The organism is Vibrio aerogenes, from assembly GCF_024346755.1.
GTDB classification, from domain to species: Bacteria; Pseudomonadota; Gammaproteobacteria; order Enterobacterales; family Vibrionaceae; genus Vibrio; species Vibrio aerogenes.
Genome location: NZ_AP024861.1, coordinates 2,802,493 through 2,817,834 on the forward strand (window position 1 = coordinate 2,802,493; position 15,342 = coordinate 2,817,834).

General features: G+C 48.8%; 13 protein-coding genes, 1 other RNA gene and 1 pseudogene. 5 read left to right on the forward strand and 10 right to left on the reverse strand.

The window, feature by feature from the left end; translation table 11 throughout:
• Positions 1 to 112: 112 nt before the first annotated feature.
• Both ffs and OCV29_RS12395 read right to left on the reverse strand, forming a co-directional pair.
• Positions 113 to 209: signal recognition particle sRNA small type (ffs, locus tag OCV29_RS12390), an RNA gene on the reverse strand.
• Positions 210 to 349: 140 nt separating this feature from the next.
• A complete protein-coding gene (locus OCV29_RS12395) occupies positions 350 to 1,342 on the reverse strand; it encodes a glycosyl transferase family protein (protein ID WP_073603156.1) in 993 nt (330 codons plus the stop codon).
• Positions 1,343 to 1,474: 132 nt separating this feature from the next.
• On the opposite strand from OCV29_RS12395, the gene OCV29_RS12400 reads away from it, so the two are divergent.
• Positions 1,475 to 1,807: an MGMT family protein gene (locus tag OCV29_RS12400; RefSeq protein WP_261887329.1), complete on the forward strand. Its 333-nt coding sequence runs from the start codon at positions 1,475 to 1,477 to the stop codon at positions 1,805 to 1,807.
• A 144-nt stretch (positions 1,808 to 1,951) separates the two neighbouring features.
• Positions 1,952 to 2,827 carry an acyl-CoA thioesterase II gene (tesB, locus tag OCV29_RS12405; protein ID WP_073603154.1) on the forward strand — a complete coding sequence of 292 codons (876 nt, stop codon included), beginning with the start codon at positions 1,952 to 1,954 and terminating at the stop codon, positions 2,825 to 2,827.
• A 186-nt stretch (positions 2,828 to 3,013) separates the two neighbouring features.
• Here the strand turns inward: tesB and OCV29_RS12410 are convergent, their stop codons facing one another.
• Positions 3,014 to 3,472 carry an Lrp/AsnC family transcriptional regulator gene (locus OCV29_RS12410; protein ID WP_073603153.1) on the reverse strand — a complete coding sequence of 153 codons (459 nt, stop codon included), beginning with the start codon at positions 3,470 to 3,472 and terminating at the stop codon, positions 3,014 to 3,016.
• A 231-nt stretch (positions 3,473 to 3,703) separates the two neighbouring features.
• Complete coding sequence (locus OCV29_RS12415; protein ID WP_073603151.1) at positions 3,704 to 4,564, reverse strand: Tim44 domain-containing protein; 861 nt, start codon at positions 4,562 to 4,564, stop codon at positions 3,704 to 3,706.
• Between the two features lie 169 nt (positions 4,565 to 4,733).
• On the opposite strand from OCV29_RS12415, the gene OCV29_RS12420 reads away from it, so the two are divergent.
• The 3 genes and pseudogenes from OCV29_RS12420 to OCV29_RS12430 form a co-directional block, all read left to right on the forward strand.
• Positions 4,734 to 5,324, forward strand: coding sequence for a TetR/AcrR family transcriptional regulator (locus tag OCV29_RS12420; RefSeq protein WP_073603150.1), 591 nt, complete (start codon positions 4,734 to 4,736; stop codon positions 5,322 to 5,324).
• A 21-nt stretch (positions 5,325 to 5,345) separates the two neighbouring features.
• Positions 5,346 to 7,226: an MFS transporter gene (locus tag OCV29_RS12425; protein ID WP_073603149.1), complete on the forward strand. Its 1,881-nt coding sequence runs from the start codon at positions 5,346 to 5,348 to the stop codon at positions 7,224 to 7,226.
• Positions 7,227 to 7,427: pseudogene (locus tag OCV29_RS12430) on the forward strand (putative sulfate exporter family transporter); the annotation flags it as partial. It lies immediately after the preceding gene.
• A gap of 4 nt (positions 7,428 to 7,431) precedes the next feature.
• On the opposite strand, the gene menE reads toward OCV29_RS12430, so the two are convergent.
• The 6 genes from menE to OCV29_RS23585 all read right to left on the reverse strand — a co-directional run bounded on the left by menE (position 7,432) and on the right by OCV29_RS23585 (position 14,818).
• Complete coding sequence (gene menE / locus OCV29_RS12435) at positions 7,432 to 8,982, reverse strand: o-succinylbenzoate--CoA ligase (protein WP_245796791.1); 1,551 nt, start codon at positions 8,980 to 8,982, stop codon at positions 7,432 to 7,434.
• Positions 8,970 to 9,956 (reverse strand): o-succinylbenzoate synthase, encoded by a 987-nt coding sequence (gene menC / locus OCV29_RS12440; protein ID WP_073603147.1) that lies wholly within the window; start codon positions 9,954 to 9,956, stop codon positions 8,970 to 8,972. The genes menE and menC overlap by 13 nt, the downstream gene beginning before the upstream one ends.
• Before the next feature lie 134 nt (positions 9,957 to 10,090).
• Positions 10,091 to 10,957, reverse strand: a complete 867-nt coding sequence (gene menB, locus OCV29_RS12445; RefSeq protein WP_073603146.1) for a 1,4-dihydroxy-2-naphthoyl-CoA synthase — start codon at positions 10,955 to 10,957, stop codon at positions 10,091 to 10,093.
• A 16-nt stretch (positions 10,958 to 10,973) separates the two neighbouring features.
• Positions 10,974 to 11,813, reverse strand: coding sequence for a 2-succinyl-6-hydroxy-2,4-cyclohexadiene-1-carboxylate synthase (gene menH / locus OCV29_RS12450; RefSeq protein WP_073603145.1), 840 nt, complete (start codon positions 11,811 to 11,813; stop codon positions 10,974 to 10,976).
• Entirely contained in the window at positions 11,797 to 13,485 is a 1,689-nt protein-coding gene (menD, locus tag OCV29_RS12455; protein WP_073603144.1) for a 2-succinyl-5-enolpyruvyl-6-hydroxy-3-cyclohexene-1-carboxylic-acid synthase, read from the reverse strand. Before menD ends, menH begins: the two co-directional genes overlap by 17 nt.
• 55 nt (positions 13,486 to 13,540) lie before the next feature.
• On the reverse strand, positions 13,541 to 14,818 hold the full coding sequence (locus OCV29_RS23585) for an isochorismate synthase (RefSeq protein ID WP_370737182.1): 1,278 nt from the start codon (positions 14,816 to 14,818) through the stop codon (positions 13,541 to 13,543).
• Positions 14,819 to 15,342 lie beyond the last annotated feature (524 nt).

Sequence of the window (15,342 nt, forward strand, 5' to 3'; positions counted from 1 at the left end):
AACCGTAGCAAGCCTGTGCAGATGGTGACTATTGAAGTCAGTGAACTATCTGATTTTTAAGAATTCCAGACACAAAAAAGCCGCTGTTCAAGCGGCTTTTTTTAATGGGCGGAGACCCCAGCCGCATCCCGGCACACGCGTCGCCTGCTGTGGCTGCTACCTTCCGGTCCTGACCAAGTTCACAAGTTAGCGTTGCGGGAGGACCAAGGCCTCCATAGATTCTGTGGTTTCAGCGTTGGCTGAAAGCGGGGGTGATTATTCATCATCAGCACCAACATTGCAAGTGCCATGATGTGAAAACGCAGTCTGCTCCCTTCAACCGTACAGGGTTTATACAATTTTTCGTGATTTAGTCCAGTTGCGGCCAGTCACGAATCCGGTTTTCCCAAACCTGTTGCGCTTTCCTGAGCGACTCCGGAACCGATAATTGCTCTGTCAACCGTAACATCACGGCGATTGTACCTGTCACAGCAGCCTCACCATATTGATTTTCTGCCTCACCGCGCCAAACCGGTCTCATCTCTTGCGGCTCAAGCGCTCTGGGTTTGACTTGTGTCCGCGACAGAAGTGCCGGAAATTCATCCGTCACCAGCTGGCCATCAAAACAGCTGTACAGCTCAAATCCCCGTTCAGGGTTGACTTCCACCTCCCCGCCATCACCACGAAAACAAGCGACACCAGAATCTCCGGTCAGTTGTGCGACTTCAGCATGCCGGGCATCAAATTCCCGGTGAAACACACCATGCAAACTATAAGGTGCACCTGCCGGATTCAGCATCCGGCTCAGGGTATTAGCGCAGGAGCGTAAACCAAACAACCGCCGGAGCTGAATTAAGTCATAGAGAGCCGGGTGAATGTGGTGTAAATCCATGTAGCAGAAACCACGCTCAGCCAGTTGTTGATTCGCCTGACTGACAGAAGTGGCCACCGACCATCCAAAAGCCTGCCAGACTTCACTCAGGTATAACCGCTGCGACTGTGGCTCCTGCGTGCCGTGCAAAAAGATTTTATACCCTTGCTGCGCCAGTGCCATTACCGCCAGAACCAGCCACGGTAAATGTCGCCGTTTACCAGCGTAGCAGCCTAAATCCAGATCAACATGACTGATGGAGTCAAACTCTGGTATCACATGCTCCCGGCAGGCGGCGAGAAAACCTGCCAGCTCTTCTGATGATTCTTCCCGAACCCGCAACAGCATCAAAAATGCGCCAGTCTGTTCGGGTGTCACTTCACCATTCAAGACCTGACTCATGGCTTGCCGGGCTTGTTCCCTGGTTAGATATTGTCCGGCTTTTTTGCCTTTGCCGATCAATTGAATGATTTCACTGAAGGTTGCAGACATGTCTCTGAACTCATTTCAACAAGATAATTCGTTTATGTTCCGGAGATACACATCCGGAGTCAACTTCGTTATTTGAATAAGACATGTTTTTTTGTAGTATTTCAGGCGTGTTCGCCACAGGAAACCTTCAATATGGATGCATTTCTGACACAAATTTATACAGTTATCCGGCAAATCCCGGCACGAAAAGTCAGCACTTACGGTGATATTGCCCGTATGGCAGGTTACCCCGGTTATGCCCGCCATGTTGGTAAAGCGCTTGGTCATTTACCCAAAGGCTCAAACCTGCCCTGGTTCAGAGTGATAAACAGCAAAGGGGAAATCTCTTTAACCGGCCCCGATTATGAGCGCCAGCGTCAGAACTTACTGACCGATGGCGTTGAGTTTACTGCTGGCGGAAAAATTTCACTTCGGCGTTATCGCTGGCATCCGGAGCTGGATCCAAGCCCGCAACCACCAAAATAATCGCGTCTGTCCGGCTTAGGATATTGCTTCTGCGGGATAAAACATATTATCCTCGTTGACTGCGACTTCTTGTCCGGCAAGCTCGTCATTCATCCAGCCGTCAGCAGATAACAGCGACCGGCACCCATCTTAGTGAGGTCTCACATGACTCAGGCACTCGATAATCTGTTAACACTTCTTGAACTCACTCCGCTACAGGATGGCCGGTATCAGGGCGAATGCGAACACCTTGGGCTTCCTCAGGTCTATGGCGGTCAGGTGATTGGACAGGCACTTTCAGCAGCACGGTACACCGTGCCTAATGACCGGATAGTCCATTCATTTCACAGCTATTTTTTATATCCGGGAGATTCTGACCAGCCCATTATTTATGATATCGAAAACTTAAGGGACGGGAAAAGTTTCAGTACCCGCCGGGTAAAAGCTATACAAAATGGCCGGCCAATATTCTTCCTGACCGCATCTTACCAACAGTGTGATGACCCGGGGTTTGAACATCAAAACACCATGCCTGACATTCCGGGGCCGGAGAATTATCTGTCTGAATCAGCATTGTTCGCAAAATTTGCCGATAAAATGCCACCTGCTGCTCAAAAACTGTTTGGCGGGGAAAAACCGATAGAAATACGCCCGGTTCATGTCATTAACCCTCTCAAACCGGAAAAAATGGCACCCAGACAATACCTGTGGATACGTTCGAACGGTCAGCTGCCGGATAATCAGTTATTGCATCAGTATTTACTCGGCTATGCATCTGACTGGGGATTTATTACGACCGCGCTTCAACCTCATGGTGTCACGCTGATGACCCCCGGTTTTCAGGTCGCGACGATTGATCACTCCATCTGGTTTCATCGTCCGGTCAAAATGGATGAATGGTTATTGTTTGCGACCGAAAGTCCGAATGCAACCAATGGCCGCGGACTGGTCCGTGGAGAAATCTACAATCAAAAAGGCGAGTTGATTGCCAGTGCGATGCAGGAAGGCGTGATGCGATTCAGTAAAAAAAGTAAAGAATAAGCTTTACCTTTCCCCAGGGGAAGGCCTTATCGTTTCCTGAATGTTGAACCAAGGCATACAGAAAAGGAAATGATCAATGGGATGTTGCAACCAGCCACCACCCGGTGGCACTAAAAATCTGGGGCTCCTGCTCAAATATCTGGGTGTATTTCTGGCGATTATTTTGCTTATTGCCTTCTTTTTTGGTTAAAGCGGCAATTCTGTCGTGTATTTGAGCGATTCCATCGCAAAAGTCGATGTAACATCGGTGAGCCCTTCAATCCGGTTCACCAGTTCTTTATAGAATGTATCGAAGCTGCGCATATCCTGCACCAGTACTTTTAACATGTAATCGTACTCTCCAGCCATACGGTAAAATTCCATTACCTGGGGAAAGTCGGCAACGATATCAACGAACCGGATATACCATTCATGAGAGTGATCGCTGATCTTTATCATCATAAAAGCTGTAAAACTCAGACCCACTTTTTCCGGATCCAGCAGTGCCACCTTCTTTTTGATAACACCGGACTCTTCAAGCTTTTTCAAACGCTTCCAACATGGCGTTGTCGTCAGATGAACCGTTTCTGCCAGTTCATTCAGTGACAAACCGGCATCCTGTTGTAATAAATGCAATAACTGGCGGTCGGTTTTATCTAATTCCATAGTGCCTCCGGCTTACTGTTTATCCTATGGCTGCACACGCTCAAACGTGAAAAAATTTTCTCTATAAAGACACATTCAGGAGAAAAAATCAAAATACTTTCATCGCAGTTATATAAATCATTTTCCTGCGGCAGAAAAAAACCCGGTATTAAACCGGGTTTCAGACAGTCTGATAAATCATGGCCAACGTCACCGATATCTGTACCGGAAACCATGACCCTGAATTACAGATTAGCCCTGAATTCCAATAATCAGCCATGGCGCACCCTGCCGGGTTAAATCACGCTCCAGATGCCAGATATCATGAATCTCTTCTTCAATGCCCTCTCGCTCATCACGATAACGGCCAGAGAATTGTAAGCTCAATTGTGCCCGGTTCTCATCATAATCCGCCCGGACAATTTCAGCGTCCACATACATCACATCAGTGTGCTGCTCTGTGGATAATTTTTCCCGCTCGGCTTTCAGGTCCTGATATAAATCTTCAGATACATATTCACGAATCGTTTCCAGCTCATTATGATTCCAGGCCCCCTGCAAAATCCGGTAATGCTCGCGTGACCCGGAGATAAAAGCAGCCTGATCGAACCCCGGCGGATAACGATGCGGTACATCACTTCCGGCAGCGCCGAAACCCGAAGCCGGCTGTGGTTGTTCAAAATTATGTGTTTGTGTCTGTTCAAAATTCTGACGATTTGAATAGTCACCCCCATATGCGGGCTGCTGTGAAGCCATCGACTGTTGTTTTGCCATCAGTAATCCGCGAATCAACCTGAATCCGATAAACAACAAAACTCCCATGATCAGAATGTCGAAAAACTGGATGCCTTCAAATGCACCTCCGAACATAGCTGCAATGAGTCCCCCGGCAAGCAATCCGCCTAATAGCCCGCCCATCAGACCTCTTTTCGCAGGTGTCGTCGTCCCGTTTTTATTCAGCGTCGAAGTATCTTTCATTTGCTGTTTCGGAGCCGGAGCTGTTTTAAAGCTTTTTCCGAAGGAGCGACCACCGCCAAACTTTTTTGCATCTGCAACAGGTACAATAGCTACAGAGACAAAGAAGATTGTCAGCAATGTAAAGAGACGTTTCATATTTACACCCTCAATGTTTCGACATGTGATTAATTATCATATTGATAGTTTAACAGAAAAAAAACTGGTGCTGACCTCAAACATGTATCAGAATATTGCGAACAAGCATTGACGCTAAAGCGACGAACTCATAGTATATTGAACGTTGTACAGGACTGGTTAGGAAATTATGGCAAGAAGAAATGATCACACGCGGGAAGAATTAATTCAGCTGACTTTGGAACAGGTAAAGGAATTCTTAAATCACCGGCCCCACCACGATCTGAGCCTGAGAAAGATCGCCACCATGATTGGCTATGTCCCCAGTACTCTGGTCAACATCTTTGGCAGTTATAATATATTGCTGCTTCACGCCGTGTCACAGACCCTCGATGAACTCGCGGCTGAATCATCTGAAGTCATTGAAAAAAGTGAAAATACCAGAGAATCACTATTTCAGCTGGCTTATTGCTATCATGATTTTGCTCAAAAGCACCCTTTTCGCTGGCAGCTGATTTTTCAGCACAACATGCATGGCGATCCATTACCTGAATGGCATGCAAAACGAATTGAAGGCATGACAAGTATGCTCGAGTCAATTCTCCAAACACTTGCCCCCCAACGTTCCCGTGACGAAATACTTAGAATCAGCCGGGTATTATGGGCTGGAGTACACGGTATCACTTTATTAAGTGTCGATGATAAATTCTTCACAGAACAACCCATCGATGGCAAAGATTTAATAGATAACCTGATTAACCAGTATCTTCGTGACTGGTAAAATGCAGGTAAGGATTTAATCATGCCGAATCCGGTTGCGTCACTGCTTTCCAGTCGGCGATTTTTTCCTTACTTCATGACCCAGTTTTTTGGTGCCTTTAATGATAACGTGTTTAAAAACACGTTACTTTTATTGGTTGCTTACGCAGGTACAGATGAACTGGCAATTTCCAGTTCGCTCTTTATCAACCTTGCTGCCGGATTATTTATCCTGCCCTTTTTTCTCTTTTCTGCCTCTTCCGGCGTTCTGGCCGATCAACTCGAAAAGAGTGCCCTGATTCGCAAAATCAAATTACTTGAAATTCTGATTATGGTCATGGCTGCCATTGGTTTTATGACTCAGAGTTACTTTGTCCTGCTCCTGTTGTTATTTTTGATGGGAACCCAGTCTGCACTGTTTGGCCCGGTCAAATACGCGTTATTACCGCAACAACTTCGCTCTGAAGAGCTGGTCACCGGTAATGCACTGGTCGAAACAGGCACCTTTCTGGCTATTTTGCTGGGAACATTATTATCCGGGCTTATCGCTTCGGCCGATCAGGCCCGGTTGATTGCTGCTGCATGCGTGCTGTCTTTTGCTCTGTTCGGATATGTTGCCAGCCGCTATATTCCCAGAGCAGAATCCTCTTTGAAAGCACCGGATGCATTTCGCTGGCGTCCGGTCAGGCAAACCCGGCACACCCTGTCAATTGCAGGCAAAGATCCGGTGATCTGGCTGACTATCCTGACGATCAGCTGGTTCTGGTTTCTGGGAGCCACTTACCTGACGCAATTTCCAAATTTCACCAGGGAATATTTACATGGCAGCGAAAGTGCCGTGTCTTTCCTGCTCGCCCTGTTTTCGGTTGGTATTGCTCTGGGCTCCATGCTGTGTGAACGTCTCTCCCGTTACCGGCTGGAACTTGGCATTGTGCCTGTCGGATGTCTGGGAATTTCCATCTTTGGTTTTGGGTTCAGTACACTCATCCCGGCACAACTCCCCCGGTTTGAAACACTGACAGCATTTGTCTCTGCCTCTGAATTATGGCCTCTGTTTATTCACCTGCTGTTGTTAGGCGCCAGTGGCGGCGTGTTTATCGTGCCGCTGTATACCCTGCTGCAACGCCGGGCAAAACCTGAAGAACGGGCGCAGGTGATTGCTGCCCTGAACATCTACAATGCCTTACTGATGGTTTGTAGCGCTATCACCGGTATCGTCTGTCTGACGATATTTCATTTTTCGATTCCGCAACTCTTTATGCTGTTGTCCATCGTGAATACCGTCATCTTCATCTACCTGACCTGGAAAATCCCGGTGTACGTGATCCGTTTTCTGCTGACAATCGTTCTGCGGTTATGCTACAGAATCCGTTTTAAAAACCTCAGTCACATCCCGAATCAGGGCGGGGCTTTGATTGTGTGTAACCATGTCAGTTATATCGATGCTCTGCTGCTCATTATTGCTTCACCACGTTTGATCCGGTTTGTGATGGAATCAGACTATGCGAAATTTCCGGCCATCCGTCCGCTGATGAAACGTGCTGGCGTCATTCCGATAGATGGCAGGCGTCCCTCAGAGATGAAAAACGCTTTTACTCAGATTCAGGATGCGTTAGATATGGGCGATTTGGTGTGCATATTTCCGGAAGGCCGGTTGACCTCTGACGGCAAAATCGGCTCGTTTATGCGGGGAATTAACCTGATTCTCTATCGTGCCCCTGAAGTCCCCGTCATCCCTGTTGCACTGAAAGGTTTATGGGGCAGTTTTTTCAGCAGATATCATCAAGGCAGGGCCTGCAGCCGCTTTCCACGCCGTTTTTTCAGCCGGGTTGAACTGGAAGCAGGTGAAGCCATTCCAGCCAAAGAAGTCAATCACCAGATTCTGGCAAACAAAGTTGCAGCACTCAGAGGAGACACACTGTAAATGTCACAGGTATTGAAGAACCTGCCTTTTTTTGCCGGTATTGCGTTGTGTGCAACACCTTATATTTCATCTCCGACTGCCCTGGTGATCGGTTTTTTTCTGGCCAGCCTCGGGGCTGTCCCACACGCCTTTCCCTTAGCGAAAATCACGAAAAAACTACTCTCGTATTCGATTATCGGCCTTGGATTCGAAATTCAGTTTTGGACTATCTCATAACCGTCCGTTGTGGATCGTATCCGGTCAGCCATTGTTTGATTTCAAAACGGGACACCTTAATACCCGTGCTCATCAATTCCTCTGGCATCAGGTACCACGCCAGCGGCCATTTGAATTTTTCCAGCCGGTTTTGCAGCCATATGTCCAGGCTGTCAGCGTCCGGCAGCTCACCTGAGTTCGTTGACACCACAGCGACAGGCCGTGCACCGTAGGTCTCATCTTTCACCGGAATCACAACCGCCTGTTCAATCTGCGGATGCATTAGCAGCACCTGCTCAATTTCTTCACAGTGAATATTCTCTCCACCAGAAATAAACTGATTATCCGCCCGACCGTTTATATGCAGCCCGCCTTCTGTCCAGTATCCAAGATCTTTGGTATCAAACCAGCCCTCGTCATCAGTCACAGCACGCAACAACCCTTGATGATAATATCCGGCGGCAAGCGTTTCTCCCCGTATATAAATCCGTTGCTCTCTCAGCAAAACTTCACGGCCGGGTAAGGTATGGCCGCACCCGCTTTGACCATCCGTCAGCTTTGCCGTTACCGTTGATGCCGCCTCTGTCATCCCATATCCGACCCAGGTCTGAATTCCCCGCTCACTGGCCTGCTGTGTCAGCGGAAGCGGAATATCGCCCCCACCCAGAAGAACATGAGTCAGATCCAACGTCACTTGCGGGTTATCCAGCAGCCGCTGCAATTGTACCGGTACCAGAGAAGCGTGTGAGACCCCCTGAATCGACGTGGCCAGCTCATCCCCCATTTTCAGCTGACCGCCACCCAGTAACCAGCGATAAATGACAGACAACCCTGAAACATGATAAAGCGGGAGACTGAGCAGCCAGCAGTCCTGCTCACCGAAAGGCAAAAATGACAGTAATCCGCGGGCTGAAGCCAGATGTTGACAGCTGGTATGTGCGACGGCTTTGGGTATACCGGTTGAACCTGAAGTGAAAATCAGTGAACTGATATGATCCGGATGATAAAGCGTGACATCAGGATCAGACCTTTGTTTATCAGCTGAAGGTTTATCAGGCATAGATTCATCATGCACAGCTTCATCTGATACAGGTTCACATGATAGTGGTTTATCCGATAACGGTTGATCTGATAAAGGCCCGTCAGCCTGGAGGACTTCTCTGAACCAGCGGATACCGGTTTGAGATTCACTGAACATCTGGATTTCGGGTGATGCCTCTGCAATCAGCCAGACCGGATTTCCGGGCGCATAGATAGTCTGCAGCTTCTGCCGGAGTTTTTCTAAAGGCTGTGGGGCCAGAAAAGCCGTGGTGATACCCGCAGCCATTGCCCCTAAAAAGCACCAAATCCATTCAGGCCGGTTCCTGCCAGCCAGTGTAATCACTTCTCCCGGCTGTATCCCCTGCTGACGGAACCAATCCGCGTAGCGGCTGGCCTGACGGCTGACATCCTGCCAGGTGTATGTCTGTTGCTCAGTGATGAATGCAACAGCACCGGGCTGTTTAAAAGCCCGGTGCTGCCAGAGTGGTGTCTTCATACCGGTTAAATTTATGCCGACCAAATCAGCTCCTGAGTCTCTAAACCAACCACAGGTAAATCGCATCCCGGCCATGAGACTTCCAGCTGTTGCTGATATAAACCGATGGTATCGAGTCCCGGTACTTCATCCGGCAGCCATAATTTTGCCAGACGCGCCAGCTGACACAAACCCAGACTCGATTCAATACCGGAGCTAATCACCGGCTGCATCCCGAGTGACTTTGCTTTCTCAACCAGATAACGGCAGCGTTCCACCGAACCAATCATTGTCGGCTTAATAATCAAAGCCTTCACACCCGTCAGCTCTTCCAGACGAAAATCAGGATTATCCAGTGACTGCTGCAACGTTTCATCCCACGCAACAGCAATACCGGTTTCAATCGCAAACACAATACTGTCACTGGGCTCTGCACACGGTTCTTCAACGTAAGCAATCCGCTGACGGTATGAAGGCTGGATTTTACGGCCAAACGCCATCGCCTGTTCCAGATTCCATACCCGGTTCACATCCAGCCTTAAAGACAATTCCGGAATACTCTCCAGCAACAGATTCACCAGTAAACCATCTCTGATCGGTTCATATAAACCGACCTTGATTTTTGCGACTTTTTTACCGGGCAGGGTTTGCAGCCGCTCAATCAACGCATCCGGATCGCCGTATCCCAGCGGTGCAGCAAAATAATTACCCTCAGCAGGAAAATCTCCGGAACGTTCAAATTCAGCAGCAGAAAGGCCAAAGGCAACAGAAGGATAGAGCGAATTGTAATCGATTTCACCACCGTTACACCACAACGCTAACTGCTGCTGAACCTGTACACCAGCCTGCTCTGTGGATTCTTCATTGAATTTGATCAACGGGGCAACTTCTCCACGTCCCGTCTTGCCGTTCTCTGTCATCTCGACAATGAAACCAACACGTTCAGATAACTTTTCATCCCGGAGTATCACTCCGCTGTCCATTGGTAACCGATACCGGTACAGTTTTGCACTACGCATCCTGATTCACCTTTCTCTGAGCCATCTCTTCATCCGGTGAAGAGATGATAAAATACAAATCATACAACAATGATCTTGTTGTCCTGTCCCCATGGTGATCTGATTCACCGGCAATGACCCGGTGAATTCAATGTTTATGGGTTACGGGGGAACTTTTTAAAGTCCGGACGGCGTTTCTCATTGAACGCATTCCGTCCTTCCTGACCTTCATCAGTCATGTAAAACATCATAGTGGCGTTACCGGCAAGTTCCTGTAATCCGGCCTGTCCGTCACAATCTGCATTCAATGCAGCTTTCAGGCAACGCAAAGCCATCGGGCTATGCTGCAAGACTTCACGACACCAGCGAATCGTTTCTTTTTCCAGATCAGCCAAAGGAACAACTGTATTCACCAGCCCCATGTCAGACGCTTCCTGAGCATCATAAAAACGGCAAAGAAACCAGATTTCACGGGCTTTTTTCTGCCCCACAATCCGGGACATATACGAAGCGCCCCACCCCCCGTCAAACGAACCGACTTTTGGCCCGGTCTGGCCAAATTTCGCATTATCCGCTGCAATGGTTAAATCACACATCATATGCAGTACATGCCCGCCACCAACGGCCCATCCGGCAACAGAAGCAATCACAGGTTTGGGACAGGTGCGGATCTGACGCTGAAAATCCAGTACGTTCAGATGATGTGTACCTTCATCATCCCGGTAACCGCCATAATCCCCGCGGATTTTCTGGTCACCACCAGAGCAGAAAGCATCTTCTCCCAGTCCGGTCAGAATAATCACGCCAACGTTTTCGTCATACCGGGCATCAGCTAATGCATGAATCATTTCTTTGACCGTCTGAGGGCGGAAAGCGTTCCGTACCTGTGGACGGGCAATGACAATTTTTGCAATGCCGTCAACAGACTTGCAATACTGAATATCCTGATAGTCATTGGTGCAATCGTTCCACACAATTGGTGCATAAAGTTCTTCTTCACTGATACCGACTGTAATTGTCATAACTTTCCTATCTTCATCATTGATTCTGTTTTTCAGGACGGGTAAAAGAGCAAATACACTCCCGGAGCGCATGGGTAAATGCACCGGACTTCTCTTTATGAACGTTATGTCCTGCCTGCTTTATCGCATAAACGGACAACCGGCTGTTCCCGGCCAGTTGCCTGAATTTTTGATCCTCTTCACCGCAAATATAACGCACGGGTAAGGGTTGTTTGTAAAGCTCAGCCAGCAAATCCGGCTGACGGGCTAATGATGTGGCCAGCATCATCTCTGCAATCCGGGTGCCAAGATTATCACGACGCTGAGAAATCAGTTGTTGCCTTTGCGCATCATTTAGTGTGGAAAAAACCGGTTGCTGATACCAATCGTCTAAAACCTGCTCAACCGGCTCATCACGAAATCTCGCAGCCCACTGCATATCATGCTGCCAGCGCTGCTGCCGGGCCGCTTCATCACCCAAACCAAAATGACCACCTTCGATAATCAGCCCTTTCAGATTCAGCGATGACCAGCGACCTTTGACACATCCATACATTGCAATGCGTCCGCCAAGTGAATACCCGGTCAGAATTAAAGGATGCGCCTGACTCATTCCCTCTTTTTGCAACGCCGCTTTTATTGCAAAGACAATCTGCTCACAGCAATCGTCCATATCAACACACCCGTTGCCCCGGCTCTGGCCATGACCGGGCAAATCAAGACTTAAACGGGGAAAATCTGTCAGACGCGATCGCACCTCTGCCCAGTCCTGATGCTGTCCAAGCAACCCATGCAAAAACACCAGGACCGGGGAATCCGGATCCGGCTCACCCTGCCTGTGTTCTGTTGCTTCAAATAAACTATAAAGTTTTAACATGACGCACGATTTGCCGGATATGTCCGGCAACCTGTTCCGGTGGGGTCACCACTTCAATCAATAGTCCACCCTTGCTGCTGTTGAGATGCGTTTCTATCGCGCGGGTATAATCTGTCAGCTTTTGCGGCTGTTGGTACGCCCAGCCAAATTGCGCCGCGGCATGACGAAACTGATAGCCGTGAGGCATCTGATACAATGCGGTTTTTCTGTCAGCAGGCACCGGCAACAAATCAAAAATCACCCCGCCATCATTATTCAGGACCACAATCACAAACGGTACATCACTCTGACCGAGCAACGCCATCGAATTGATATCATAGAGAAAGGAAGTGTCGCCCATCAACAGAATCAGTGGCTTCTTCCTGTAACGCTGAACTCCGGTTGCAGTTGCAATCACCCCATCAATGCCCGAAGCGCCCCGGTTAGAAAAAACAGCCCGGTTTTGGTGCCGGACAAACATATCAACCAGACGAACGATGAGACTATTACCGATAAATAAGTCCGCTTTTGGGGTCAGTTCAGCCAGTGTTGCAGCCACTGCGGTTTCAGACAGATGTTCACTCTGTTCCGCCACCTGCCGGATCACCGGAGGTATCAGACGAATCACCGGCAAAAGATGATCAGCCCATCCGGCACCGGAACCCGGTAATAAATGCCGGTTCATATTGTCTGCCCACTGGCAGATATCAGCGATCACTTGTTGCTGTGGCAGATGAAACTGATTGTCACGGTGCTTATCCGGTGAAACGTAAATATACTGGCATCCTCCCGACACCTGTTGCTGCAACCAGTCATTAAGCCGTCTGGATACCAGCCGGGAGCCAAACTGAATCACCACCTCACATTCAGATAATTTTTGTGCCAGCAACGGATGCTGGAGCCACACATCATAATACGCCCAGTCACTGCCGACCCCGCTTTGCGAATCACACAGCACCGGCCAGCCCAGTTGCTGGGCAAACTGTTCAGCCCGGTATGAAGACGCAAGATCCAGCGAACCGATAATCACCAGTCCCCTGAGTTGCAGCATCTCCGGATCAATCGTTGCCGTCATCACCTCCGGCGGCATTGCCTGAGAACTATAGGGAGAAGCGCAAGACAGCCAGTCCTGAACGCTGGCAAAATACGGATTATCTGATGAAGGGTGCGAGTCACTATAAAGCGGTTCAGGGAAAGGACAGTTAAAGTGAATGGCTCCGCCAGACAACTTCTGACCGAACATCGCCTGATCAACTGTCGTCAGCAACCAGCCCGGCGGGATGGAAGCGGATGGTGACGGCAGGTCAACAAACCGGGTCACATGCTGTGAGAAAATCCCGCGCTGTTCAATGGCCTGATTCGCACCACAGTCGATCAGCTCCACCGGGCGATCAGCCGTCAGCACCACCAGTTTTTCCCCCGTCAGACGTGATTCTGCAATCGCCGGAAGTAAATTAGCAACCGCTGTCCCGGAGGTCACAATAATCACCACAGGCTGCTGGCTGGCCTTTGCCAGTCCGAGTGCCAGATATCCGAGCCCGCGTTCATCAAAATGGGTATGAAGGTTTAGTTTTGGGTTATCATCCGCTTCCAGTGTCAGCGGCGTTGAGCGTGAGCCGGGAGCCAGACAGACTTCAGTCACACCCAAACGGGATAATTCTTCCAGTAAAATCCGGCTCCACAGACGGTTCATTATAGCCTGATCCACAATCTTTTATCTCCGTTGTTTCATTCGGGTTCATGGCAGATTACTGCTCGTCATCTGCCATTAAACTCAGTAAAGTTGACATTTTCCTGTTCAGTTCCTGCCACTCTTCCTTCGCAACAGATCCGGGCACAATACCTGCCCCTGCGTATAATCTGATTTGTTCTCCGACAATCAGAGCACTGCGGATAGCCACACAAAACTCTGCTTTTTCATGACTGATATAACCAATCGCCCCGGCATACCAGCCACGGGAGAATGGCTCTTCCTGTGCAATAAATGCCTGCGCAGCCGGACGCGGATATCCGGCAACGGCAGCCGTTGGCTGCAGGCTGCTGAGCAAGTGAACACCGTTAACACCAGCCTTCAACCGGGCATGAATACGGCGCTTCAGATGCTGAACCCGGCTTAATTTTATCAGCCGGGGCTGTTCTACGGTGTCAATCTCCAGAGAAAGCGGCGTCAGATGATCCACAATATCATCCACCACATATTGATTTTCCTGAATATTCTTATCATCGTGTATCAGCCAGTCGGCCAACTCTTGATCCTGTACCGGGGTTTGTCCGCGGCCCGTTGTTCCGGCCAGCGCTTCCGTCTCTAATGATTGCCCGACCCTCAGATAAAGACGCTCAGGCGTTGAACCTGTGAAGCTTCGCTGCCCATCCACAGCCAGCAAAAAATGAAAGCTGTGATGATTCTGCCGGCAGCTGGCTTTCAATAATTGAGCGGCCCGGACCGGCGTTTTCAAACCGTATGAAGATTGCCTGGCCAGCACGACTTTATCAAAGGCACCCTGCTGTATCTTTGATAAAGCTTTATCCATTAAATCACACCACTGCTGTTCATCCGGCTGATGCACAACAGACTGAATACCTGTTTTCACCGGTTTCAGTTCCGGAACATTCATCACCAGCTGTTCCAGTGCATCAATCGCCCGCGACTGATTCAAAGCAAACTGGCTTTCAGCGCTGTTATTTTTGCAGCATTGATTTTCAGGCACTTGATTTTCACAAAATTGGTTTTCAGAACATTGCTCACCGGGAGACTGATTGCCTGAACACTGATTACCTGGAAACTGATTATCTGAAAACTGATCAGAGGACAAAGGATTTCCCGACAGATTCACAGCGAGAATCCAGACATCGCCATCACGAATCAGTTCCACCAATGGCATGAAAAAGAAAGATTCCGGACAACCCGGCGATTTATCTGTTCCGCCGTCAAATGAACGACCTCCCCAGATTCTCTGTCCGGCAGAGATCACTGAATAGGCAGGCGCCGGATCATCAAACCGATAACACTGTCCCAAAGCGACCACTTCTTCCTGACCTTCCCGGTCCTGCCAGTAAAATTTAGGGAACAGTGTCTGACATTCAAGCCAGTCCGGTAAACCAAATGACGGTGGTGCAGAAAGAGTCAGCGTGCACCGCAGTGTTTTATCTGAAGAGTGTTGAACCTGATTTATCAGTTGGCGAACAGCTTGATGAAAATGAACCAAAACGACCTCAATACGCAGAAGACAACAGCCTGTTTATTGATAATATTATTTTCAATCAACAGAACTGACCGGCATTTTAAGCCAGTGGCATGAAAAGCTCCAGAGGATTCCTTGCCGGAAGCATCAGATTCCCTCCGGTCAACCGTGATTTTCTGACTCATTCCGCAAAAACCGGGATCCGCTTTCCGGCTTCTTTCATTTTCAGGCTCAAATTCAGCAACCGTCATTCAAACCATCATGCATGAGATAGTAAACTTATCCCGGATATCACTCACAACAACCTGATTTACACCTGATTTACATCTGAGTGTCATAGAGACCAACATGAATAAAAGACAACACGA

Bases quoted from the DNA above. Each gene is read 5' to 3' on its own strand.
- OCV29_RS12415 (WP_073603151.1), bottom strand. From the start codon at position 4,564: ATGAAACGTCTCTTTACATTGCTGACAATCTTCTTTGTCTCTGTAGCT.
- tesB (WP_073603154.1), top strand. From the start codon at position 1,952: ATGACTCAGGCACTCGATAATCTGTTAACACTTCTTGAACTCACTCCG.
- menB (WP_073603146.1), bottom strand. From the start codon at position 10,957: ATGACAATTACAGTCGGTATCAGTGAAGAAGAACTTTATGCACCAATT.
- menD (WP_073603144.1), bottom strand. From the start codon at position 13,485: ATGAACCGTCTGTGGAGCCGGATTTTACTGGAAGAATTATCCCGTTTG.
- OCV29_RS12410 (WP_073603153.1), bottom strand. From the start codon at position 3,472: ATGGAATTAGATAAAACCGACCGCCAGTTATTGCATTTATTACAACAG.
- OCV29_RS12395 (WP_073603156.1), bottom strand. From the start codon at position 1,342: ATGTCTGCAACCTTCAGTGAAATCATTCAATTGATCGGCAAAGGCAAA.
- OCV29_RS12420 (WP_073603150.1), top strand. From the start codon at position 4,734: ATGGCAAGAAGAAATGATCACACGCGGGAAGAATTAATTCAGCTGACT.
- OCV29_RS12425 (WP_073603149.1), top strand. From the start codon at position 5,346: ATGCCGAATCCGGTTGCGTCACTGCTTTCCAGTCGGCGATTTTTTCCT.
- menH (WP_073603145.1), bottom strand. From the start codon at position 11,813: ATGTTAAAACTTTATAGTTTATTTGAAGCAACAGAACACAGGCAGGGT.
- menC (WP_073603147.1), bottom strand. From the start codon at position 9,956: ATGCGTAGTGCAAAACTGTACCGGTATCGGTTACCAATGGACAGCGGA.
- OCV29_RS12400 (WP_261887329.1), top strand. From the start codon at position 1,475: ATGGATGCATTTCTGACACAAATTTATACAGTTATCCGGCAAATCCCG.